This window comes from Brevibacillus sp. FSL K6-2834 (assembly GCF_038592925.1).
Taxonomy (GTDB): domain Bacteria; phylum Bacillota; class Bacilli; order Brevibacillales; family Brevibacillaceae; genus Brevibacillus; species Brevibacillus borstelensis.
This window is the reverse complement of the sequence record NZ_CP151945.1, coordinates 1,201,828-1,224,260: the sequence shown is the minus strand read 5'-3', so window position 1 is coordinate 1,224,260 and position 22,433 is coordinate 1,201,828. Positions and strand designations below refer to the sequence as shown.

General features: G+C 52.0%; 25 protein-coding genes, 1 pseudogene, 1 riboswitch and 1 other annotated feature. Of the genes and pseudogenes, 8 read left to right on the top strand and 18 right to left on the bottom strand.

The window, feature by feature from the left end; translation table 11 throughout:
- Nucleotides 1-96: 96 nt before the first annotated feature.
- Nucleotides 97-705 (bottom strand): superoxide dismutase, encoded by a 609-nt coding sequence (locus tag NST96_RS06190; RefSeq protein ID WP_003391556.1) that lies wholly within the window; start codon nt 703-705, stop codon nt 97-99.
- Nucleotides 706-908: 203 nt separating this feature from the next.
- Between NST96_RS06190 and NST96_RS06185 the strand changes: the two genes are divergently transcribed.
- Nucleotides 909-1,679 (top strand): TSUP family transporter, encoded by a 771-nt coding sequence (locus tag NST96_RS06185; protein WP_003391553.1) that lies wholly within the window; start codon nt 909-911, stop codon nt 1,677-1,679.
- 82 nt (nt 1,680-1,761) lie between these two features.
- On the opposite strand, the gene NST96_RS06180 is transcribed toward NST96_RS06185, so the two are convergent.
- Together NST96_RS06180 and NST96_RS06175 are read right to left on the bottom strand one after the other, a co-directional pair.
- Nucleotides 1,762-1,947, bottom strand: a complete 186-nt coding sequence (locus tag NST96_RS06180) for a hypothetical protein (RefSeq protein ID WP_003391551.1) — start codon at nt 1,945-1,947, stop codon at nt 1,762-1,764.
- A 20-nt stretch (nt 1,948-1,967) separates the two neighbouring features.
- On the bottom strand, nt 1,968-2,198 hold the full coding sequence (locus NST96_RS06175; RefSeq protein ID WP_003391547.1) for a YneF family protein: 231 nt from the start codon (nt 2,196-2,198) through the stop codon (nt 1,968-1,970).
- A gap of 150 nt (nt 2,199-2,348) precedes the next feature.
- Between NST96_RS06175 and NST96_RS06170 the strand changes: the two genes are divergently transcribed.
- Together NST96_RS06170 and NST96_RS06165 are read left to right on the top strand one after the other, a co-directional pair.
- Complete coding sequence (locus tag NST96_RS06170; RefSeq protein ID WP_122957792.1) at nt 2,349-3,095, top strand: N-acetylmuramoyl-L-alanine amidase; 747 nt, start codon at nt 2,349-2,351, stop codon at nt 3,093-3,095.
- A 16-nt stretch (nt 3,096-3,111) separates the two neighbouring features.
- Nucleotides 3,112-3,462, top strand: a complete 351-nt coding sequence (locus tag NST96_RS06165) for a hypothetical protein (protein WP_122957793.1) — start codon at nt 3,112-3,114, stop codon at nt 3,460-3,462.
- A gap of 1 nt (nt 3,463) precedes the next feature.
- Here the strand turns inward: NST96_RS06165 and NST96_RS06160 are convergent, their stop codons facing one another.
- The 7 genes from NST96_RS06160 to NST96_RS06130 all read right to left on the bottom strand — a co-directional run bounded on the left by NST96_RS06160 (nt 3,464) and on the right by NST96_RS06130 (nt 8,938).
- The gene (locus NST96_RS06160) at nt 3,464-4,291 is read right to left on the bottom strand and encodes a metallophosphoesterase (protein WP_172920810.1); all 828 of its coding nucleotides are present in this window, start codon (nt 4,289-4,291) and stop codon (nt 3,464-3,466) included.
- Nucleotides 4,292-4,423: 132 nt separating this feature from the next.
- Nucleotides 4,424-5,053, bottom strand: a complete 630-nt coding sequence (locus NST96_RS06155) for a response regulator transcription factor (RefSeq protein WP_003391540.1) — start codon at nt 5,051-5,053, stop codon at nt 4,424-4,426.
- Nucleotides 5,050-6,171 (bottom strand): sensor histidine kinase, encoded by a 1,122-nt coding sequence (locus NST96_RS06150; RefSeq protein ID WP_243014770.1) that lies wholly within the window; start codon nt 6,169-6,171, stop codon nt 5,050-5,052. Before NST96_RS06150 ends, NST96_RS06155 begins: the two co-directional genes overlap by 4 nt.
- A gap of 13 nt (nt 6,172-6,184) precedes the next feature.
- Complete coding sequence (gene liaF, locus NST96_RS06145; protein WP_024984704.1) at nt 6,185-7,060, bottom strand: cell wall-active antibiotics response protein LiaF; 876 nt, start codon at nt 7,058-7,060, stop codon at nt 6,185-6,187.
- 30 nt (nt 7,061-7,090) lie between these two features.
- Complete coding sequence (locus NST96_RS06140) at nt 7,091-7,654, bottom strand: rRNA adenine N-6-methyltransferase family protein (protein ID WP_024984705.1); 564 nt, start codon at nt 7,652-7,654, stop codon at nt 7,091-7,093.
- Between the two features lie 90 nt (nt 7,655-7,744).
- Nucleotides 7,745-8,440 (bottom strand): PspA/IM30 family protein, encoded by a 696-nt coding sequence (locus tag NST96_RS06135; RefSeq protein ID WP_338462307.1) that lies wholly within the window; start codon nt 8,438-8,440, stop codon nt 7,745-7,747.
- 87 nt (nt 8,441-8,527) lie between these two features.
- Nucleotides 8,528-8,938, bottom strand: coding sequence for a hypothetical protein (locus NST96_RS06130; protein WP_003391529.1), 411 nt, complete (start codon nt 8,936-8,938; stop codon nt 8,528-8,530).
- Nucleotides 8,939-9,316: 378 nt separating this feature from the next.
- A riboswitch (cyclic di-AMP (ydaO/yuaA leader) is annotated at nt 9,317-9,455 on the top strand.
- A gap of 5 nt (nt 9,456-9,460) precedes the next feature.
- Between NST96_RS06130 and NST96_RS06125 the strand changes: the two are divergent.
- The 3 genes and pseudogenes from NST96_RS06125 to NST96_RS06115 form a co-directional block, all read left to right on the top strand.
- Nucleotides 9,461-9,988, top strand: a pseudogene (locus tag NST96_RS06125) (C40 family peptidase); the annotation flags it as partial.
- Nucleotides 9,989-10,350: 362 nt separating this feature from the next.
- Nucleotides 10,351-11,070: a response regulator transcription factor gene (locus tag NST96_RS06120; RefSeq protein WP_024984708.1), complete on the top strand. Its 720-nt coding sequence runs from the start codon at nt 10,351-10,353 to the stop codon at nt 11,068-11,070.
- On the top strand, nt 11,071-12,441 hold the full coding sequence (locus NST96_RS06115; RefSeq protein ID WP_003391524.1) for a HAMP domain-containing sensor histidine kinase: 1,371 nt from the start codon (nt 11,071-11,073) through the stop codon (nt 12,439-12,441).
- Between the two features lie 205 nt (nt 12,442-12,646).
- Here the strand turns inward: NST96_RS06115 and NST96_RS06110 are convergent, their stop codons facing one another.
- The 3 genes from NST96_RS06110 to NST96_RS06100 form a co-directional block, all read right to left on the bottom strand.
- Nucleotides 12,647-14,002 (bottom strand): cytochrome P450, encoded by a 1,356-nt coding sequence (locus tag NST96_RS06110; RefSeq protein WP_003391522.1) that lies wholly within the window; start codon nt 14,000-14,002, stop codon nt 12,647-12,649.
- A 238-nt stretch (nt 14,003-14,240) separates the two neighbouring features.
- Complete coding sequence (locus tag NST96_RS06105) at nt 14,241-14,804, bottom strand: biotin transporter BioY (RefSeq protein WP_003391520.1); 564 nt, start codon at nt 14,802-14,804, stop codon at nt 14,241-14,243.
- An 82-nt stretch (nt 14,805-14,886) separates the two neighbouring features.
- Nucleotides 14,887-15,444, bottom strand: coding sequence for a hypothetical protein (locus NST96_RS06100; RefSeq protein WP_031933160.1), 558 nt, complete (start codon nt 15,442-15,444; stop codon nt 14,887-14,889).
- A 175-nt stretch (nt 15,445-15,619) separates the two neighbouring features.
- Here NST96_RS06100 and NST96_RS06095 point away from each other — a divergent pair, with 175 nt between their 5' ends.
- Together NST96_RS06095 and NST96_RS06090 are read left to right on the top strand one after the other, a co-directional pair.
- Nucleotides 15,620-16,852 carry an aminopeptidase gene (locus tag NST96_RS06095; protein WP_003391515.1) on the top strand — a complete coding sequence of 411 codons (1,233 nt, stop codon included), beginning with the start codon at nt 15,620-15,622 and terminating at the stop codon, nt 16,850-16,852.
- Between the two features lies 1 nt (nt 16,853).
- Nucleotides 16,854-17,159, top strand: coding sequence for a hypothetical protein (locus NST96_RS06090; RefSeq protein ID WP_003391512.1), 306 nt, complete (start codon nt 16,854-16,856; stop codon nt 17,157-17,159).
- A gap of 156 nt (nt 17,160-17,315) precedes the next feature.
- On the opposite strand, the gene yhfH is transcribed toward NST96_RS06090, so the two are convergent.
- From yhfH to NST96_RS06065, 5 genes are all read right to left on the bottom strand, one after another.
- Nucleotides 17,316-17,477 carry a protein YhfH gene (gene yhfH / locus NST96_RS06085; RefSeq protein WP_003391510.1) on the bottom strand — a complete coding sequence of 54 codons (162 nt, stop codon included), beginning with the start codon at nt 17,475-17,477 and terminating at the stop codon, nt 17,316-17,318.
- A 211-nt stretch (nt 17,478-17,688) separates the two neighbouring features.
- On the bottom strand, nt 17,689-18,936 hold the full coding sequence (ilvA, locus tag NST96_RS06080; protein ID WP_003391507.1) for a threonine ammonia-lyase IlvA: 1,248 nt from the start codon (nt 18,934-18,936) through the stop codon (nt 17,689-17,691).
- A 93-nt stretch (nt 18,937-19,029) separates the two neighbouring features.
- Nucleotides 19,030-19,295: a binding site (T-box leader), on the bottom strand.
- A gap of 335 nt (nt 19,296-19,630) precedes the next feature.
- Nucleotides 19,631-19,972 carry a hypothetical protein gene (locus NST96_RS06075; protein WP_003391505.1) on the bottom strand — a complete coding sequence of 114 codons (342 nt, stop codon included), beginning with the start codon at nt 19,970-19,972 and terminating at the stop codon, nt 19,631-19,633.
- 70 nt (nt 19,973-20,042) lie between these two features.
- A complete protein-coding gene (locus NST96_RS06070) occupies nt 20,043-21,743 on the bottom strand; it encodes a DUF4179 domain-containing protein (RefSeq protein WP_024984712.1) in 1,701 nt (566 codons plus the stop codon).
- Complete coding sequence (locus NST96_RS06065; RefSeq protein ID WP_024984713.1) at nt 21,724-22,284, bottom strand: sigma-70 family RNA polymerase sigma factor; 561 nt, start codon at nt 22,282-22,284, stop codon at nt 21,724-21,726. Before NST96_RS06065 ends, NST96_RS06070 begins: the two co-directional genes overlap by 20 nt.
- Between the last annotated feature and the right edge of the window lie 149 nt (nt 22,285-22,433).

Genomic DNA, 22,433 nt, shown 5'->3' with positions numbered 1-22,433 from the left:
TCGTTGCGAAGGCGAGGAAACAAACAAAAAAGGCATGCCGGTTTGTCCGACATGCCTTTTGTTCGTAAGCAGCAATGCTATCGCGTTGATTTCCGCTTAGCGGGCAGCTTCAAAGCGCTTGCTGACTTCGTCCCAGTTTACAACGTTCCAGAATGCACCGATGTAGTCAGGGCGTTTGTTTTGATACTTCAGGTAGTAAGCATGCTCCCAAACGTCCAGACCGAGGATTGGCGTTTTGCCTTCCATGATCGGGCTGTCTTGGTTTGGAGTGGAGGTGATGGCCAATTTGCCGCCATCTACGATCAGCCATGCCCAACCGGAACCGAAACGGGTAGTTGCCGCTTTCGCGAATTCAGCTTTGAAGTTGTCAAAGCTGCCGAATGCTGCGTTGATCGCATCTGCCAGTGCTCCAGCAGGTGCTCCGCCGCCGTTCGGGCTCAGGATTTGCCAGAACAGAGCGTGGTTCGCATGACCGCCGCCGTTGTTGCGTACAGCAGTGCGGATCGCTTCTGGCAATGCATCCAGGTTGCTGATCAGCTCTTCTACAGATTTCGCTTGCAGGTCAGCGTGGCCTTCCAATGCAGCGTTCAGGTTGTTTACATAAGTAGCATGGTGGCGTCCGTGGTGGATCTCCATGGTTTGCGCGTCGATGTGAGGCTCCAACGCATTGTGTGCGTAAGGCAGTTCAGGAAGTTGATGTGCCATGATAACATTCCTCCTCAATGGTATGTAGTTCAAGCTCGCTTTTTATTATAATGCAAACCGCTCACTTTTACAACAAATCGGTATGCTAAGTATCGTAATCTTCAAAATCCCCCTATATCAGTAAATAGTATCTTGCAATGTACAAAAGCCGTGCTAGACTTGGATTATTCATGAACCCAATTCAACAAGCAAGGTGATCTTCTATGGACTTGGACTTATCAACGATTCTGTTTCTTGCCTTTTTTGGTTTTGTCGCTGCCTTTATCGACAGTACCGTGGGCGGTGGAGGCTTAATTTCGCTCCCTGCACTGCTTGGGCTTGGCATTCCGCCGTATTTGGCTTTGGGAACAAACAAGCTGGCAGGCACCATCTCCTCGGCCACCAGCTCCGTCACCTTTATTCGCATGGGTAAATTTGACAAGAAACTGATGGCGATCCTGTTCCCCGTTTCGCTTGTGGGCGCCTATTTCGGGGCGAAAACAGTACTGTTTGTCCCGCAAGAATTTCTCAAGGTGCTGGTCATCATCATGATGGCCGCAATTTTTGTCTATACCCTGCTGAACAAGCGGTTTGGCGAAAACACCACGTTTAAGGGATACACCAAGTTTACGCTCGGTCTGGGGATTCCGGTCACGTTTTTGATCGGCTTTTACGACGGCTTTTTCGGACCCGGCACCGGATCGTTTTTCGTCTTTCTGATGGTTCTTCTCTTTGGCTATGATTTTGTCATAGCCGCCGGCAATGGGCGCATCCTGAACCTGGCCAGCAACATCGCGGCTCTGCTGGTCTTTATGCTGGAGGGCAAAGTGATTTTCATTACCGGGCTGACCATGGGTGTGGCGATGCTCCTGGGGGCCACGCTGGGTGCCCGTGTTGCGATCAAAACAGGTGTGCGCTACGTTCGTCCCTTGTTTTTGCTGGTGTCCATCACCTTGATTACCAAGATGGTCTATGAGTTGTTCTTTACAAGCTGAAAAATGGATAGGGCAGCCGAGAAATCTCTGGCTGCTCTATCCATTTTTTGTACTGCGTATGCTCCTGTCAGCTCTTTTACGGCTACTCATTTTTCCCCTTGCGCTGCTTTAGGCGCAAGATGATGCCGTCAATCAACAAACCAAGCCCCGCTCCGTAAAAAGGAAAAGCAAAGCGAACTCCTTCACTGATCGGAAGCCCTTTTAAATAAACAACGACGACGCCGACAATGAAGCCGATCATCGTATAACGCAGACGGGTCGGACCCATGTCGACATCCCCTTTGCCAATTACTTGCCAAACTTTTTAGGCATCTTCATGTTTTTCATGTTGCGGCTCATTTGCTTCAGTTGTTTTTGATTCAGGTTAACGCCCATGGAACGAGCCATCGCTTGTAATTGTTTGTCATCCATCTGCATATTTTCCACCTGCTTGCGCAGATAGTACGTGCCGCCGAAAAATCCTCCGGCAAGGCCGATAATCAATGTCACGATCGGGATTACCCAGTTGTACCAAGCCATCAATACATTACCATCCTCTTTTGGGAATTAAATCTCTCCTATTGTACCACAACTGCGTGCTCTGTACATCGCCGCCCGGGGAAAATGAGCGAACTGTCCTTCGGCATGTTCGCACCTTTTCGCATATGCTGAAACAGGAGGTGACTTTATATGACCCCCATTTTGGTGATAGACCCGGGGCATGGCGGGATCGATCCGGGCGGCGGCTCCAATCAGCTCTTTACAGAAAAAGAGAAAAATTTGCAGATTTCCCTTTACCAATACTCGAGATTTCAGACCCTGAACATTCCTGTTGCCATCACCCGAACCGGCGATACCACCCTGACGAGCGATGATCGCGCCACTCTGGTCAGAAACAGCGGTGCCCGCTATTGTATCTCCAACCACGTCAATGCCGGTGGAGGACGGGGTGCGGAGGTTATTTACTCGATTTACTCCTCCCCTACATTTCCCCGTCTGATCCTCGATGACCTGGAAGCAGAAGGGATGCCGGGCCGCCGCATCTTTACCCGCACACTCCCCAACAACCCGAGCAAAGACTACTACTTCATGCACCGGGAGACCGGCAGTGTGGAGACAGTGATTATCGAATACGGCTTCGCCGACAATCCGCTGGATGCGGAAAAATTGGACCGGGATTGGCGAGAGCTCGCAGAGGGCGTGGTCCGTTCCTTTTGCGAATACACCAACCGTCCATACAAGCCGCCAACCCAGACAAATCCAGGAGACGGAGGAGGAGCAAACGTGCCTGAATGGAAGCAAGAAGCGATAGATTGGATGTTTAAAGAAGGCTTGCTTACAAACGAAGATTGGCGCCATGAGCCGGATAAACCGCTGCCTCTGTGGGCGGAAGCGGTCATCCTGAAACGGCTGTTCGAAAAATTGCGCACACCTTGAGCAAGGAGGGATTCTGATGGGTTTTGACCTCGGTCTGATCATTGCGCTGGCTTTGGCCGCCGCTGCAAGCATGTCGGATTTTCTCCGCATACCAAAAAAGCTGCGCGGTTGGGTCGCCATGGTGCTCATCCTCGGTCTTTACATGGTCAATCAATGGATCTACAGCACGGGATTCGACTGGCGAATTGCCTTGCTGGAAGGCGGGACGGCTGCTCTGGCCGCTGTCGGCATCCACTCGACTGCCAAAAATACGATGCAGCAGGTCACCTTGCTCCGCAAGCGAAACGGTCAAAGCAGCCCCCCGGCAAAGGAGCAGGGGGAGACAGCCGCCTCACCCGGGTCAACTTCAGCCGATTGGAGAGTGTGACTCATCCAAACTCGGCCAAATAGCGTGTCAACGGCGTTTCTGCCAAGCCTGAGTAGTTTTCACGTGCTGGTACGCTCACAATCTCGTCCTCCGGGAAGCGATAGGCGGTAAGCATCCCTCCAAACACGCATCCCTGGTCGATATTGAGCGTGCCATTCTTTCTTTCCGGCTCGGGACGAGGATCATGTCCCCAGACGATAAGCGGCTCGGCTTTTACCCGTTCGGCTGCCCAATCCCTGCGGATCGGTCTCCCGTCGGCCCCTGTCCCGGCTACATCTCCGTACCGACAATAGCTCTGGATGGAAGGAGATTCTTTTCCGATGTAATCATCGCGTATCCCCGCGTGAACCGCAACGAGGACTAGCCGTCCCTGATAGTGCACCATCATGTGCGAAGGGGAGGAAAACAGGAGTCTCCTGCTCTGCTCCTTTAATTGATCGGCCCTCCTGGCCCCGTACTCCCGTTCGAATATTTGAAACTCGTCAGCTACCTTCTCGTCACCATGCGCCAGCATGACAGGGCGTCCATCCAGCCAGCGGGCAATTTTCCACCCGTGGTTGCTGTCCACCATCTCCGCCAGGCCCGCTGCCACATGCCGGATGAAAAACTGCAGCATCTTGATCGATTGTGGCCCGCGGCTTGTAATGTCTCCGAGAGAAAGGAGCTTCCGGCCCTCAGGATGCCGGTGGGTCCCGTCGTGACAACGTTCATATCCCAAGCGCTGCAAGAGTTCCATAAACTCGTCGTAACAAGCATGGACATCGCCGACAATGTCGACACCCTGATCGGCAGCCATCACCCTGGAGCGTGTACGCGGTTTGTGCCTCATAGCCCGTTCTCCTTTCCGCATCATCTACATTCTATGATTGCCAAATTCAAGCAAAAAAACTCACCCAAGGGGGTGAGTCCGAATTAGCGGAAAACGGGATAGCCTATGGAAATAGAGGAGAAGGGCAAGCAACTAATCCAGATGATGCGTATGTACGTAGATGGCCGCCTGTGTGCGGTCCTCGACGCCCAGCTTGGACAGGATGTTGCTGACGTGGGTCTTCACGGTCTTGATGCCGATGATCAGTTCGTCCGCAATCTCCTGGTTGGACTTGCCTTGGCCGATCAGCTTCAATACTTCCAGCTCGCGCGGCGTCAACTGTTCATGCGGCTGCGCTTCTTGTCCATGACGGAAGCGGGCCATGATTTTGCCGGCGACGCGAGACTCCAGGACCGGCTCGCCTGCGGCTGCCGCCCGGATCGCCCGGGCAATTTCGGCTGCACGCGAGGTTTTCAAGAGATAACTGAACGCTCCTGCCTCAATGACGGGATATACCTTTTCATCATCAATGAAGCTGGTCAAGACGATGACTTTGCTAGCGGGGCAGGTTTCACGTACCCGCCTGGTCGCTTCCACGCCGCCGATCCCCTCCATCACGAGGTCCATCAAAACCACGTCCGGCTGCAGCTCGACAGCCAGCTTCACTCCTTCTTCACCGCTGGATGCTTCGGCTACTACTTCAATGTCGTCTTCAGTAGACAGATAAGCAGCCAATCCCATTCGCACCATTTCATGATCGTCCACGAGCAATACGCGTATCATGTCAGCTCTCTCCCTTCCATTTCCGCTTGCAGCATGATCGGGATGCGCACCTCGATCTGCGTCCCTTTTCCGACTGCCGAGTAAATATCCAGCGAGCCGCCGAGCTCTGCCACCCGCTCCCGCATGCTTCTCAATCCGTACGAAGTCAGCTTCTCTCCCTCCGGATCAAAGCCGACGCCATCGTCTACGATGCGCAGCCTGACTTGCCCCTTCAGCGTAAACAGCTTGACCGCGATGTGTTTGGCACGGGCATGCCGGAGCGTGTTGGAGAGTGATTCCTGCAAAATGCGGAACAGATGGTCCTCGATTCCGCTCGGCAGGTTGTCCACTTCTTCGATCTCCCAGCTAATTTCCATCGCATTTTTGCGGGTCAGCTCTTCCAGCAGATCTTCAATGGCTTCCTTCAGTGCCTTGTTCTGCAAAGTCGCCGGGCGGAGGTGCAGCAGGAGCGCCCTCATCTCCGCCTGCGCAGCCGCGGCCATTTCTTCCACCAGCTCGATCTGCTGGGCAGCTCGCTGCGGATTTTTTTCGATCAGTCTTTTTAAGGCTGCAGTGGTCATCGCGATGGCAAACAACTGCTGGCTGACCGCGTCGTGCAGCTCGCGGGCCAGTCGCTGCCGCTCTTCGGTGACCGCTGTATGCTTCAATTGTTCCGCCAAAGCGGCGTTGTGATTGGACAGCCGTTGCAGGGAAGCGACCTGTTCTTCCCACTGGGCCGCCAGACGGTTCAGCTGCCAGCCCAGTTCACCGATCTCGTCCTCGCCCAGCTCAGGGACGCGCGAAGACAATATGCCGCGCCCCAGGCTGGTGGCTGCCTCCCAAAGCACCTGCAGTCTCTTTTTCAGCAAATTCCCGAAAATGTAGCCTCCGACCAACCCGACGACACTTGCTGTCAGGATCGCGAATGCAAACGAGGCCAGTTGTGTTTTCCAATCCAGCTTCTCCGGCAAATAGAGATGCAGGTAGGTCGCAAGCCATCTCGTGACGTCCGGGTCCCCGGCCACCACGAAATACAGAATCAAACTGCACAAAAAGGAGGCGGTAACCGCTCCTACGGCCAGCAGCAAACCGTAGCGCACGTACTGCCATTGGATACTTGCCAACCGCTGTCGTCGCATTTGTCAGTACCCCCTAGATGTACTTGACTTTAACATCGCCGACGAGCAGCGAAATCTGTACATGGATTTTTTGCGCTTCCTGTTCGTACTGTTCGGAGCGGATCATCACGCTGCGATTGATGCCCCCCTGCCTATGGCCAAACACTTCCAGATCGCCGATGCGCACCTCCGCAGATACGGCTACTGGCATGTCTACCGGAACGTAAATAGTGACGTCCCCCACCCAACCGTCGACTATCAGAAACGCTTCATCATCCATCAGCATCGCCCGGGACAGATCTATGACAACATTCCCGACTCCGTGCCAGATATGCAACTGGCTTAGCTCAAAGCGGCCGGATGTCAAGTGAAAATCACCGATCAGCGAACTGCGGGAATCTTTGGGCGACAAAATGCTGCCAGGGCCCGCGGATGAAGCAGTCCATCTGCTTCTTTCCGTTCCAAATGGATTGCGGTATCCCGCTTTCTGTCTCCAATGCCCTGATTGTTTGCCTGTTGCCGTATCTTCCGCTGAAGCAAAATTCGGATCAGCATCGGCTGCTTCGGCAGCCTCCGGTATTGTCGGCCGGATTCCTTTGTCAGCCGAACGCCCACGGATCAGCCGAAATCCAAAGTAAATGAACAAAAGCGGGATTACAAGCTGGAACAGATCATCCATGCCGATATGAAGCCACATGTCCAAAGCAATCATGATGCCGAGCCCGGCCAGCAGGCCTCCCCGAACACGCTTGTGATTTCCCCACATCTGTACGCCGAAATACACGAGAACCATCGGCCACAAATCAAAGAGGCCAAACGTGATTATATGCAAGCTGTCAAGAAAAAGGCCAATTCCTGTCAAAATGATCAAGACACCGACCGTCATTTTTTGTAAGCGGGACAATTTCACAAAGGTCTCCTCTCTTACGCCCCATGTCGGCTAATTTCCTACACTTCCGTCACGGCAAGTATAAATAAACGCAGGCGGAATATTCAACGGCGTAAATGTGGTTTCTACCCGCTGAAAGCGCGTCTGCAGCTCAGCTTTCAGTTGGAGGGAGTATTGAAACGTGATGAACAGGCCACCCGGAGCAAGGGCAGACTGGACTTCATCCAAGATCCCCGTCCGCAATTCCGCGGGAAAGTTGGCAAACGGAAGTCCGGAGATAATGGCATCAGCCTTGCCAATCCCGGCCTTACTCATGTACTCTTGCAGCTTCAGTGCCTCATCCCACATCGTGATGCCGGGAAATCGGCGAGTCAGCATTTCGCGAAACAACGGATCTCTCTCCACCAAAATGTATTTGGTATCGAGCCTTTTTTTCTTTAGAATGCTTTCCGTAAAGGCGCCTGTTCCAGGCCCCAGTTCTATAATCACGTCAGACTGATTCCAGTCCACGCTGCACAGCATCTTTTCGCATAAAAAACGAGAGCTGGGAATGATGCTTCCTACACGTCCTGGCTCCGCAAAAAATCGACGTAAAAAGACCATAAAGTCTGCCAAGGATAGAACCTCCTAGGGGAAAAGCAGCCTGCTTGGACAGGCTGCCTGGTTGCCACTTCCTATTCTACACGAGATGCCTGATTCCTGTCGTTACTCCTGAACTTTCGCAGGCTCGGCATCCTTTTTGCTTTGCAAAGACGCTTTGATTTGGGCCAGCTCCTCATCCAGATCATTCTTTTCAAGGGACTCGAGAGCTTGCTCCAAACCAGCGCTGGTCTGGCGCCACTGGCCGCTCAGATTGGCTTCCGCTTCCATCCGCAGCACTTTTTCTTCCATCCGGGAAAAGCCTTTGCCGGCAGATTGATTGCCCATGCCGACAATTGCATGGTTCACTTGTTTTTGCGTTTTCGCTACTTGCGCTCTTGCCATCAGAGTGAATTTTTTCGCTCTCATTTTATAAAATTCTTCTTTCAGCTCGGTCAGCTTCTCGCGCATTTGCTGAGCGGCTTCCGATGCTGTCAGATAAAGGGCTTCGTATTCCTGGGCACGCAGCTCGTATTGCTTCTTGTCGGCCAAAGCCCGGCGCGCGAGCAGGTCTTCCCCTTCGGTCAGCGCCAGCTTCACCTGACGATCGCGTTTTTCCGCAAGCGCCACTGCCTCTTCCCATTGCTGGTGGAATTTCTTCTCCAGGGCCACTTGCTTGGCTACTGCCACTTCTACTTGTCCGATCTCCACTTCCATGTCACGCATGTACTGATTGAGCATAACCACCGGATCTTCCATTGAATCCAAAGCGTCATTCACAGAAGCCACCGTCAAGTCACGCAGTCGTTTAAAAATACCCATTTTTTAGTCCTCCTTATCATATCACAAGAAATTTGATTGTCATGTACCTTGCACTTTTCAGGTTTGTTTCATCACTTGTCATCGATATCAAGGTTGTTGCTTCTTGGCCATTCTGTGCTCCCAGCCGTCCAGAGCATCCTCTTTCAATACCTGCCTTGCCCACTGCCGCTCCCATACTGTCGGCATGGAATCATGCGTCTTGTCACTGCGGCGGATAAAGCGGTACCCGAGGTAAATCACTCCGATAGCCAGTACGACATTGAACAGTAAATGCAGCTTGCCGATCAACATTAACAGCCCGAACAGAAAGACCAGTATCCCCCAGAAGCGGGAACCGGAGCTGCCAATCACTTTACGGGCTCCGTATAACATGATCAGCCCGGGGATCAGCACACCGAGGAAATCGCCGCCGTCGATACCGAGTTGGTCCAATAAGACAAACCCTCCGGTCAGCAGCAATGCGAGTCCAAGGAGCACCTTGCCAGACCGCTCACTCATGAAATGCTTCCCTCCAATCGACTATTTGTTGGTGTGTCAACCTTATGCCTTTATTCTAGACGGGGCGAGTGTTCGACATAACGGGCGAGCGGTTGGTTTTTGCCTCCGTCCCTGGACGGATAAAGTGTCGTCCCCCAATCGGACAAGGATCCCTCTTGATTGGATTCAGCCCTTTTCCGGCGCAGGGCGAGCCGTCATGGAGAAGAAAAGTCCGACACATGGTTTCCATTACATATAGAAGAAAAATGTCGTTTGCACGGTACTGACGAAACGTTACAGCTTATGACAAAATATTGTGACGAAATCGTGAACAAACAAGGGTAGAAAAAGGAAAAGTGGGACAAGTGTTGAATTGTGTGGAGGTGCGTGTAAAAAAATATCGAAAAATAGCCGAGTTCCGCTATGCGGAAACGGGGGACCCACTATCTTTGGGGTGAATGGCTGCGCTCTCGCAGTCTAGGGCATTCCTTTCGACCGAACCCTTCAGCTAACCTCGTAGGCTCAGGAGAGGAGCAGTATCTTTTGCGCAAGACAGTAGTTTCTTTGCTTATTGCCGGATTGCTTGCAATGGGTACCGGTGCGGCGCATGCTCAGGAGGGAACCCCCCTGATGACTGTCGTCAATGATCTGTACGGTGTCCCTTACAAGTCTTCCGGAACCACGAAAAAAGGCTTTGACTGCTCCGGTTTTACACGCTATGTGTTTGATGCGCTAGGTGTAGATTTGCCTCACAATTCTTCTTCTCAGTATCAAGTCGGCCAACCGGTTAGCCGCAAAGATTTGCAGCCCGGCGACCTCGTCTTCTTCAAGACGAATGGAAGAAGCATTTCCCACGTAGGAATCTACATCGGCAATGACACGTTTGTGCACTCGGAATCTGGCAGAGGCGTCGTCAATACCAAATTGAGCGACCCCTACTACTGGAGCAAACGCTATGTAGGAGCCAAGCGAATCGCTGCTCCGGCACTCCAGGCGAAAGCCACCGACACTCCTCCAGCCAAGAAAGCGGTACAAGCGGCTTCCTTGCCTGAAGCACAACCAGAACAACAAGCGAAAGCGCCCGAGGCAGCTCAACCAGAGCAACAGCCTGGGCAGCAGGCAGCAGCTGCAGCTGAGACACCAGTTGAGACACATACAGTGCCACAGCCGGAACAACAGCCGGAAGCGCAGCCTAGCAAGTAAGTGCAAGCACAAAAATGAAAGCCAGGGACGTTAGGTCTCTGGCTTTTTCTGACGAAATTTAGTACCTGGTGTCAATAGGAAGTAACACCCGCTATTCTTCATTATATGTCCTTTTTCCTGCCGGAACACGCTGGTAACGTTTGGTTTCTTTGTCCTTCACCAGTCAAACCGTGTTATGATAGGAGAGAATACAAATATTCAGGAGATTTGAGGTTACTGGGGGAGTACCTGTGAAAGACCATATTTTGCTTGTAGACGACAATCAGGAAATCATAGAGCTTCTTGAAGATATTTTGGAAAACGAAGGGTATGAGGTCACTTTTTCAGAGAGCGGGGAGCATGCCCTTACTTTGTTGAAGCAAGGCTTGAAGCCCAATTTGATTCTTTTGGACATCATGATGCCGAATATGAGCGGCTATGAGCTGTGCTCGCAAATTCGCCGCGAATCGGACCTGCCGATCCTGTTTCTCAGTGCGAAAGGAAAAGCGGTCGACAAAGTCGTCGGTTTTGAAATCGGCGCCGATGACTATATCACGAAGCCATTCGACACGGAAGAGCTGCTCGCCCGCATCCGGGCGCATCTGAGAAGGTACGAGCGGATTCGCAAGCATACCGAAGAGCACAGCGAAAAGGACCCATCCGGCTCCTCCATTACCGTTTTGAAATTTAAAGGACTGGAAATCCACAAGGAAACGTACTCGGTGTATGTAAATGAAGAAAAAATTGACCTTTCCACCAAAGAATTTCAGTTGCTCACCTTTCTGGCCGAAAATGCCGGCATTGTGTTTACCCGCGAACAAATTTACGACCGGGTATGGGGATACGGCTACGGCTCCCTCAATACTGTGACGGTTCATATCAAAAATTTGCGGGAAAAGCTGGAACGGGAGCGGCAGTACATCAAAACGCAGTGGGGGACGGGTTACGTTTTCATCGGGGAGAAGGTGTAGATGAGCATCCGCAACAAGCTGTTCCTCTCGTTCTTCGCACTGATTGCGCTGAACCTGTTCGTTTTCAAGTTTGTCTTCGAGGATATTATTGTCGTTCAACTGAAAACGGATCGCCACAATCAATATCGCTATGAAAAGGAAACGGCTGAAAAGGTTCGCGTCAATCAGCTGCTCAGCGCCAGCAATTTCAAGGACCCGACAGACCGCAGCGAGTTGGAAAAGCAGTTGCCGGAGGATTTGGTATACAAAATGTTAGTCAAGGACGCCAACGGCAACACGATCTTCATCAAGACATCCCAGGCATACAATTTGAAAAATCCGCCGAGGAAAATAAAAAAGGAAAATACCGATCTGAAGGTTGTGGCGGAATACCATTTTCAACACGAACCGCCGAAAAAAGGCGAAACCATCATCTACTTCTACACAGATGACTCCGATATTATGGCAACAAAAGGGGTCAGCATGATGCTCTGGTACATCTACGGGAGCATTGCCCTGGTCGGACTTGTCCTGCTCGGCTTCTTCGTCCGCTGGATTCACCGGCCGGTAAACGAGCTGTCCCGCGTAACGCAGGAAATTCGCGAAGGAAAACGGCTGGTTTCGTTTACGTACCATTCAGAAGACGAATTTGGCCGTCTGTTTCGCTACTTCTCCGACATGGTCGATCAGCTCCGGTTTTCCGAAGAGCGTCAATCCGAGCTGATTTCCGCGATCGCTCACGATTTCCGGACACCGCTGACAACAATCAAAGGATACGCCTCCTACATCGCCTCAGGACGGGTAACCGATCTGGAACGGATCAAGAAGCAGATGAAAAAGATCGAACAGAAGACGGACGATCTCGACAAGCTGCTCGACGAACTGCAGGACTTTACCCAGCAAAGTACGGAGCTGAAGCTGAACCTGAGCCGCATCCACGTCAAGAGCTTTGCAAAAGGAATCATTGAGGACTACCTGGTCAAGATCAAGGAATCGGGACTAACACTCCAGTGGAAGCTGCGCATCTCCAATGATCTGTACATCGAGGCGGACGAGACCAAGCTCCGCCGCGTACTGGAAAATCTGTTAAACAACGCCATTTACTACAACAAGCCGAACGGATCGATCCTGCTCACCTGCGACCAGCGGGAGGGGCATGTGCTCTTTTCCGTGATCGACAAGGGTGAAGGCATCTCGCAGGAGGATTTGACCAAAATCTTCACCAAGTTTTACCGCGCGGAAAAATCGCGCAATCGCAACAATGGCGGAACCGGCCTGGGCCTGACGATCTGCCAAAGCATCGTCCAGCGTCACGGCGGTTCGATTTCCGTCAGCAGCGAGCTGGGGAGGGGGAGCTCTTTTTCCTTTACGATCCCCTTTTTCCAATCTTAATTTATATAGATTTATTCTCAGTTAATATATCCTTTATAATTGTCTGGTAGATTATCTTGTATAGCATGTTGCTTTCAGTGATAAATAACCCCAGTTCGGTATCTAACACCTTAGCGGAAATTGCAAAAATGGTGGGCAGATGCCTTTTTTTTATGCAAAAAGACACGAACCGTCAATGGTCCGTGTCTTTTTCTGTGCCCTTTCGTTATTGCGACCGCGCCTCCAGCCTCATCATCAGACCGCCTTTCGGGCGAAGGGTGACAAGCGGCTCCGCTTCCACGGGCTTGCCCGGGTCGGCGAGCTGAAAGCGATACTTCTGTGCGAACGTAGCGAGCAGCAGCGCGGCTTCCATCAGGGCAAAGTTGTTCCCGATACAGATGCGCGGACCTCCGCCAAACGGAAAGTAGGCGTATTGCGGGATACGCTTCAGCAAGTCCCCCTCAAACCGTTCCGGGATGAAATCCTCCGGCCTGTCGTAGTACTTCTCGCTTCTATGCATGACGTACTGGCTCATCATGAGCGTATCTCCGGGCTTGTACGTATGCCCCCCGATCTCCACTTCTTCGGCGACTTCCCGGTTGATCGTCCAAGCCGCCGGGTACAAGCGCAGCGTTTCGCTGATAATCTGGTTTACATACTTCAGATTCGGAATATCCTCTACCGTGGGCAGCCGTCCTCCCAACACCGCGTCCAGCTCGGCCCAGAGCTTTTTTTCCGCCTCAGGGTTGGTCGCCAGCAGATACCAGATCCAGGACATCGTGTTGGCTGTCGTCTCATGGCCTGCGACAAAGATGGTCATGACTTCGTCTCTTACCTGCTCATCCGTCATTCCTTTGCCGTCATCCTCATCTCTTGCCGCCAGCAGCATCGCCAATAGGTCAGTGCGCCCCTGATCTCCTTCACGGCGGCGCTCTTCGATGATGTTGTAAATCGTCTTGTCGAGCAGCTCGGCTGACTCGCGGAACTGCCGGTTGCTTGAGGTCGGAACGGTGAGCGGAATGTCGATGAAGGACGACGCTTTCGTCGAGACGTATTTCAGGCCCACATCGATGGCCCTGGCGATCTGGTCGGCGCCTTCCTTGAGACCTTTGCCAAACATCGTCTCTGTGATAATCGCCAGCGTCACTTTCATCATGTCTTCATGCACATCGCGTACATCTCCTGCTTTCCAGTCATCCATCAAGCTTATCGCCTGCTGGACCATGGACTCGCCGTAGGTCGCGATCCGCTCGCGGTGGAATGCCGGCTGCATCAGCCTGCGCTGGCGTATGTGCTTCTGTCCTTCGCTGGTGAGGATGCCGTCACCGACGACCGCCCGGGCGACCTGCAAGCCTTTTCCTTTGCGAAAATGGGCCTGCTTGCTCACCAGAATTTCCTTGATCATGTCCGGATTGCTGATCAAATACACATGCCGCGAGGGGCCAAAGCGAAAGTGGGCCACATCGCCGTGTTCTTTCGCAGCTTCGCGCAGGAAGCGGAGCGGGTCCCGGCGAAAGGCGAGCAGGTTGCCCGAGATCGGCAGTCCTTTTGGGCCAGGTATGGTGGTTATATTCACGATCATTCCCCCATTCTCAGTCGTGTTTTTCCCAATACTGTTTGTAGTATCCAACCAGTCTGGCCGTTTATACCATGAGTGCCATGTCTGAGAGAAATGACTGTCGATGCTGCTGTCGGAGGAGGTCTCGCAACCACCGAGGACACGGACAATGGACTGAACTGCCGTAAACCATCAAAATGTGGGTACAAGGATTCGGGCAATAAAAAAAATCGCCCGAACTCGGCGAGCGATTTGGATTGTTTCAGGATAGCGGTCTGCTGTGTGCCTGAAGCAGATTTGAGGATACGAGCCGCTCGCGCACCTTGATGCCGATCCAGGCAGCCAGGACGGCTTTGACGACACCTACCAGCAGGAATGGTACGGCTCCTCCGGCAAAAGCCTTGTCCCACGGAATGTCCAGAACGTACTTGAGCTGGACCGACCCGAAGATGAGCGTAATAATCATGCCGACAATATTGGCGACCAGAGCCCATGTAAAGGTAAAACGCGTTTTTTCGAGAATGAGACCAGTGGCAAAAGCCGTAAAAATAAAGCCAAAAATGTAACCGCCGGTTTTGTCTACCAATACCTGTGGTCCACCGCTAGCACCTGAGAATACAGGAAGGCCTACTGCACCCAGCAGGACGTAGATGAGAATCGCTACGGTCCCCCACCTGCTCCCCAGAATCGTCGCGGTAAAGCCGACAGCCAGCGTCTGACCCGTAATCGGAATAAGCGGCAGCGGAATCGTAATTTGCGAAAAGACAGCCGTTACAGCGGCAAAGATGGCCGAAAGCACCAGCCATTTCAATCGTTCGTTTCTCATGATAGCCTCCATTTTGTCAACTTAAAAATAAAGTGCGTTAACAAAATGATACTGCCTGTTTTTCTGCTTGTAAACAGTTACTTCACGATCTTTTCGCAAGGACGGCATGCAGTTGTGTGAGCGATGCGATTGTATGATCCACCAAGCCGCGGAGATCCTCGATGTTGCCCTCGTCGATTTTGCGATGAAAGTCGAGTGTGATCTGGTTTTCGTACTGTTTGGGCGGCCAGTGGAGCTGATACTCGTCCAGCTTGGCTTTAATGGTTTGCGTTATGTACGGCCGATTCCCCCAGATATCATTCAGCATCTGCGCCACGGCTTCTGTCTCCCGCTGCACATCGGTGACTGTCATGAAAAAATGGATGCAGATCGTACAGCCGATATGCTCTGTCAAAGGCTGCTCCAGCTGTTCGGCCGCAATATCGGCAAGCGACGTACGCAGCTGCATCTGGGCGAAGACACCCTTTGCCTCCCCGAATTCGTCTGCCAGCCGAAAATCGATCTGAAACTGCCTGTGGAACGTCGCCAGATCCATGGCGTCCGAACGCCCGATAATCGTGATGCTGCCTTCAAAGTCCCTGTCGTACACGGCTCCTTCCAGCACCACTTTGATATTGTCAAAAACAAGCGGGTGAAACATGTCCGCTCCTCCTTTTCCCTTGCACCTCTTTCTCCATAGAGTGCCCCTAAATTCTTTTCATTGCAAGCGAAGTCTCAAGTTCAAGAGCATGCCAGCTTTACGCTCTGTTATAATAAGCTCATTCATCACTGCGATCCCTGAAAAAGAGAATCCGTTGTTGTGAGGAGGTTTTTTCATGAATGCATTCGATACCATGCTGGACCGGTATGCGTCATTGGCGGTAAAAGTCGGCGTAAATGTGCAGCCTGGACAGACTCTGGTGATCACCGCTTCCCTTTCCTCCGCCGATCTGGTGCGAAAAATTGCACGAAAAGCGTACGAAGCAGGGGCAAAAGACGTACATATGGAATGGCGCGATGACGAGCTGACACGGATGAAGTACGATCTCGCACCGGACGAGGCCTTTCATGAGTATCCGCTGTGGAAAGCAAAAGGGATGGAAACGATGGCAGAAGAAGGGGCGGCCTTTCTCAGCATCATCGATTCCGATCCGAATCTGTTGAAGGGCGTTCACCCCGAGCGTCTGGCTGCCGCGAAAAAGTCAGCCGGTCAAGCGTTAAACAAATTCCGCAGCTATACGATGAGCGATCAGGTGAGCTGGTCCGTGATCGCCGCACCGAACCCTGCCTGGGCGGCGATGGTCTTCCCCGACCTTCCCGAGCAGCAGCGAATCGTGGCGCTCTGGCAGGCCATTTTCCGCGCTACCCGCGTCGATCAGGACGATCCGGTTCAGGCCTGGAGAGAACATCAGGAGAATCTGAACCAAAGAGTCGAATATCTCAATGCGAAGCAGTACCACGCCCTGCACTACAAGGCGCCGGGTACCGACCTGACGATCGAACTGCCGACATCTCACATCTGGATCGGCGGAGGCGGCGTAAACGCCAAAGGGGTCCCCTTCATGGCCAATATGCCGACAGAAGAGGTTTTCACCGCTCCGAAGAAGACGGGCGTTTCCGGTGTCGTACGCAGCACGAAGCCGCTCAGCTACAACGGAAATCTGATCGAGAATTTTTCGCTCACCTTTGAAAACGGTCGGATTGTCGATTTCTCTGCGGAAACGGGCTATGAAGTATTGCAGCAGCTGATCGAGATGGACGAAGGCTCCCATTATCTCGGGGAAGTCGCCTTGGTTCCGCATCAGTCTCCGATTTCCCAGTCAAATATGATCTTCTTCTCCACGCTCTTTGACGAAAACGCCTCCAACCACCTCGCGATCGGGAATGCCTACCCCGTCTGCATCGAGGGAGGAACCAGCCTGTCGCCTGAGGAGCTGGACAGGCGAGGCATCAACACCAGCCTGGCTCATGTCGATTTCATGATTGGATCAGATGAAATGGACATCGACGGTATTGCTGCCGACGGTACGAGAGAGCCTCTGTTCCGCGGCGGCAACTGGGCCTTCTAGCATGTTTTTAATCGGAATATTGGTCGTAGTCGCGATCGTGGCAGAAATTTTCCACCGGTTGAATCCGTGGAAAAAGCCGGAGCCGCCCTACGAAGAGCTTATCGAAAAGATCAAGCAGGCTGACTGGTACCAGGAGCTGTGGCAGGATGAAGCGTGCCGCCACGTGCTGGAAACTGATCCTCACGTACTCGCTTATTACTCGGGAACGTATGAAGCAAAACGGCTGCTCGAAAATCGCGGTTTTCAGCTCGGCTTGATCGATTACGTCAAGGAACAGGCAGAAAAAGTCGTTTTGAACAAAAGGTAGCGAAAACGAGAAGACTTGTCTTCCCCAAACCGATTTGAAAAAAAGATGGATAGAGTCGACAGAGACATTTCTCTGCTGCTCTATCCATTTCTTTGCAAGCGCTGAATTCTTTCTATATACATGGCAGTTGCTCCTCATATGCTATCGCGGGGCTGCCTATTTCTTTGTGTGATAATACAGGTATGCATCGTGTGTGGCCTTTTCCTGGCAAGCAAAGCACTCTGTCATATAAGACTCGGCCTGCTCGACCATCGTTTGGCCGCAAGCTGCGCAGCATTTCGATTCGAGATTGCGAAAGAACGTCGTGATTGGCGTCATGACCATAACCCCCCGATTTTGTTCGTTGAGGTTATTGTATTATAACAGCACTTGTTTTATAAAACTTTGTTATAAAACATTATGCTGTATTATCACAGACTTGCTCGCTCTCGCTTCTGTTTGCTCCTGTTTTCTCTGTATTAGCACTTTTTTGACTATTCCTTACTGTATTACAACAATTGTTTGTACAATAATTTCAGGCATCCCGGGCCTAGATCAGCAGATTAAACAGATACGGATCATGGGTAATTTCCACATAGCGGATGCCGTGCTTTTTCATCCGATCGATCAAGGGCTCGTAATCCTCCTGAGACTTCAGTTCGATCCCGACCAGTGCAGGGCCGTTGTCCTTGTTGTTCTTTTTTGTGTACTCAAACCGGGTGATATCGTCATGCGGCCCCAGTACCCCGTCGATGAACTCGCGCAAGGCTCCGGCACGCTGCGGGAAGTTGATGATGAAGTAGTGCTTCAGCCCCTCATACAACAGCGAGCGTTCCTTGATCTCCTGCATCCGGTCGATATCGTTGTTGCCGCCGCTGATGATGCAGACGACGTTTTTCCCTGCGATTTGCTCCCGGTACAGATCAAGAGCCGCAATCGGCAGGGCTCCGGCTGGTTCCACGACGATGGCATTTTCATTGTACATCTCCAAAATAGACGTGCAGACCTTCCCCTCCGGAACAAGCACGATGTCGTCCAGCACTTCCTTGCATATTTCCCGCGTAAGCTGTCCCACCTGCTTGACCGCCGCTCCATCCACGAACTTGTCGATTTCGTCAAGCGTAACCACATCATCGTGGGCCAGCGCTTCTGTCATGGAAGCCGCTCCCGCAGGCTCCACGCCGATGATCCGCGAGGACGGGCTGATTCCTTTTACATACGTTCCCACACCTGCGGCAAGCCCTCCGCCGCCGATGCTCATGAAGACATAATCGACAGGCTCGTCCATGTCGTTCATGATCTCTGCCCCTACCGTCCCCTGTCCGGCCACTACGTACGGATCGTCAAACGGGTGGACGAAGGTCATGTTTTCCTGCAGACAAAATGTCATGGCTTCCGCAAACGAGTCGTCAAACGTGTCTCCGCCCAAGACAACATCCACGTAGTCTCCGCCAAACAGCTTGACCTGTGTTACCTTCTGCCTGGGCGTCGTGGCCGGCATGAAAATCGTGCCGCGAATCTGCAGCAGTTGGCAGGAATAGGCCACACCCTGCGCATGGTTGCCTGCGCTGGCGCAAACGACACCCCTTTGGCGTTCTTCGTCGGACAAATTGCGGATGAGATTGTACGCCCCTCTGATTTTGAAGGAACGGACTACCTGCAAATCCTCTCGTTTCAGATACACATGACAGCCGTACCGTTCCGACAGCCGCTTGTTTAGCTGCAGCGGCGTTTTTGCGATCACATCCTTCAGTACGTGATTGGCAACGATGATATCTTCCATACTTACTGTTTTCATGGTCTTGCTCCTCTCCTGGTGCACACCCTGTTTCTTTTTCGAAAAGAAGAAAGCCCCCGCCGTCGGCCAGCTGTGCAAAAATTGCGCACGACTGGCTGAGGCGAGGGCATCGCGGTACCACTCAGCTTCTCTGTTTCCTTGCGAAAAACAGACTTTGAGAGTCTCCGGTGAAATCTAGAGACTCCGCCGGATAACGGTGGCGGCTTCCGTTGTCCTTTACTCGAATCGCATCCGCGAAACTTTCAAGAACACAGCTCCAAGGTGATTTTCACAGCAAGCTGACGTCCATCCTTTCAGCACAGGGGGATGGCTCTCTGCGCGTCGCCTTTGCTCCTACTCTTCCTTTTCTACGCTTCTTTTCGTCCTTACGTAATATTTTAAATTAGTTAAAAATTATAGATTTTTGTCTGCTCTTTGTCAATAGGATGTGCTTATTTCAAGGGAACAGGTCTATCATGAGTCCGAGCAAAAGGGAGCCACTCAAAAGGGCTCAACTTAAAAGGCTCAACTTAGAGGTCGCAACCAGCTTTTTATAAAAAGCGGAGAATGCTTGCCGCATCCTCCGCCTTCTTGTGCGCTCAGTTGCTTCCGGGGTTTCCCCTCGGTTTGCTTACACTGCCTTGCTATTTGCTTACACTGCTTTGCATCTTGCTTACACCGCTTCGCAATTTGCTTATGCGGCTTCACAATTTGCTTATACGGCTTCGTAAATCGTTTCGTAGCGCTTGCCGATTTCTTCGTCGGTCAGGCCTGCTTCACGCAGACGATTGATCAGAGCGGTCGCCCAGATTTCGCAGCGCTGTGCCATTTTGGCGTACTTCTTGGCTTCCTTGGTCTTGCGCTTGGAACGGTCTTCCCCGTTGGACTTCAGGTTGTCTAGGATGAACAGCATATGCATGGTGTCGTCCTCGCCCAGGCCGGTCCAGTTGTCGTTCAGGAACGCTGTCACCTTTTTATAGTAACCGTCAAACTCTTCAAAGGAAATTTCCGTGTCCATATTTAAGTATTCCTTCATTTTGTCAAACAGCTCTTGCATCCTCCGTCACAACTCCCTCAATTTTCTCTGCCCTATTATAGCAAAAAGAGAGAGCGCACGAAAGCTGGCATTACTTGTCAAGCTGGATGGGAACTTCCCAATTGAGGTCGCGGTACTGACGTTCCTGAATGCCGTAGGTGATGGTCAGCTCCTTCGGCTGCTTCTCGAGGCCGCTTATGAATAGAGCACTCTTGATTTGCACGCGTCCGTCTTTGTCGCGGGTATACTCTCCGTCGCCGTTGTCCATGCTCATACGGTATACGTTGCCTTTGTCGTCTGTTGCCTTCCAATCGGTAATATATACGATGTCATTCGGCAGGGTTGCTTCAAACTCGATGATTCCGCCTTTGCCACGAGACTCGTGCCTTCCGAACCTCTCCTTTTCTTCCGTTGTCTTCAGGTGGAATTTGCTGAATGTAAAGGTGCTTCCGCTGTTTTTAACCGTCACCGGCTGTTTGCTTAATTCATCGAGAGAAATCTTGGCCTCAAAGGACGCCGGTTCATTCAGATAAATCGAGTGAAGCTTGAAGGTCAGCTTTTCATGGCCTGTAAACGGTGCAAAACCGTCCCACCACACCCTTCCTTGTCCTTCGCCTTTTCCTTTGCCTTTGCTGGTGTTGCGCACCTCATTTTTTCTAATGCCGTTCAAGGTTTCGAACATGGTATCATCCCGACCTGCGATCAGATTCCCCTTTTCGTCAAGAATTTCATAGGCCAGACCGTAATCAGTCAAGTAGTACTGCATCAGTTCTCCAGGAGTTAGCCGCATTTCCTTCCTGGGCCCCTCAGGCGCATCATTCCAGCCTTTCTCCTCGATCAGCTTCCTATACTCCTTGTTTTTCTGTTCGTTCCAAGCCGTCTCTAGGGTAAGCAGACTGGCGCTGGGAACGGTCATGATGTTATCCAGCTTGATGACGACCCCCTGCGGCGAAGTATACTCCTGATTGATCACTACCGTTTTCGCCACTTCTTTTGCCTTTTTCATATCGATGGGAATATCGAGCTTCCACGAGCCTTCGGTGTCCATGATTTTATTGAACTCAACGCCGACCCTAAGCTCGTCTGGCACTTTCTCTACTGAGTCAAATATGTCATACAAATCCTGTCTGACAAGCATGTAATCCCCGTATTTCCCACGTGCCCAGCCATCTCCCTCGGGATTCAGGTCGTTGCCGGCCTTGTCTGTAAGCGTAAAGCTCTCTTCGTAATTGCCCGCCTTGAAATCCAGCTTCTTTCCATCCTTATCGACAATCTCAAAGATCAGGGCTATGCGCGTCGGATCGGCGAGCACTTCCTTGACGGTCACGGTGTAGCCTTTATCCGTTACCTGCTTGTTGATTTGCTGGGCGTAGCCCTCGACCGCTGCTTGTTTCAAGCCCCCGTCCACATCTTTAACAGTATTGAACAAACTGTTTACGTAATTGGCAAACGTCGGCGAAACCATCGTTCCGAATGTAACGGCAGCCGTAAGACCGGCTACGGCAATCGCTGTCTTCTTCATAATATCCATGCTCCTTTTCTTCCACGTTTTTCTTTTGTTCCTGCTTTTCTCTTGTCTGGCAATATCCTCCATGACCAGCTCTGTAAAGCGAGGAGAGAGCAGCTCCTCTGCCAGCAGTTCTTCCGCTTCTGGCGTACCCTCCATGATGTGAGCCAATTCTTCCTGACAAGGGATGCATAGATCGACATGCTGCTCCAGCCTGGCTGATTCCAGCGGGGAGAGCTTCCCGTCGAAATACGGCTTCAACTGGTCAGATTTGTGACATTTCATACAAGGAAGTCCCCCCTTTCTCCAAGCTCTCCCGCAGCTTCTTCTTCGCCCGGTGAATCCGCATCTGGACAGTCGTCATCGGAAGCGCCAGCGCCTCGCTGATCTCCTTGTAGCTGAGCTGGTCGATGTAGCGCAGCACGAACACTGACCGGTATTCCTCTTCCAAGTCCATAATCCGGCGGAGAAGCACCTGTTTCTGCTCTTTTTGCAAGAAAGCTTCCTCCGGCGTCTCCATTTCGATCAGTTCCACTTCTTCGCCAGTGGTTTTAACGGTGCGCTTCCGCCGTCTGAGTTCATCCAGACAGTGGTTGGCAGCAACACGGTAGAGCCACGCTGAAAAATTGCGGTCCTGTTGAAACTTGCCTAGTTGGAAATACGCCTTCGTAAAAACCTCCTGGGCCAAATCCTGGGCATCCTGCTTCTGTCCAATCATCCGGTACAGGTAGGCAAATATTTTTCCTTTATACTTGTCGACAAGTCGTGCATAGGCTTGCTGGTTTCCCCCTAGCACCAGACGAACGAGCTCGTTATCGTCCTGCATGTTTTTCTTTTCCTCCTATGCAAAAGGCTTGCTGCGCAGCGATTGCCTTTTTGCCAAAACAGGTCTGCAAATTTTCCCTAACGGAAATGCCGCTGTTCCAGACGCCATTGTCCCGCTGGCTTCCGATAACCAAATTGGCTGATCCCTTT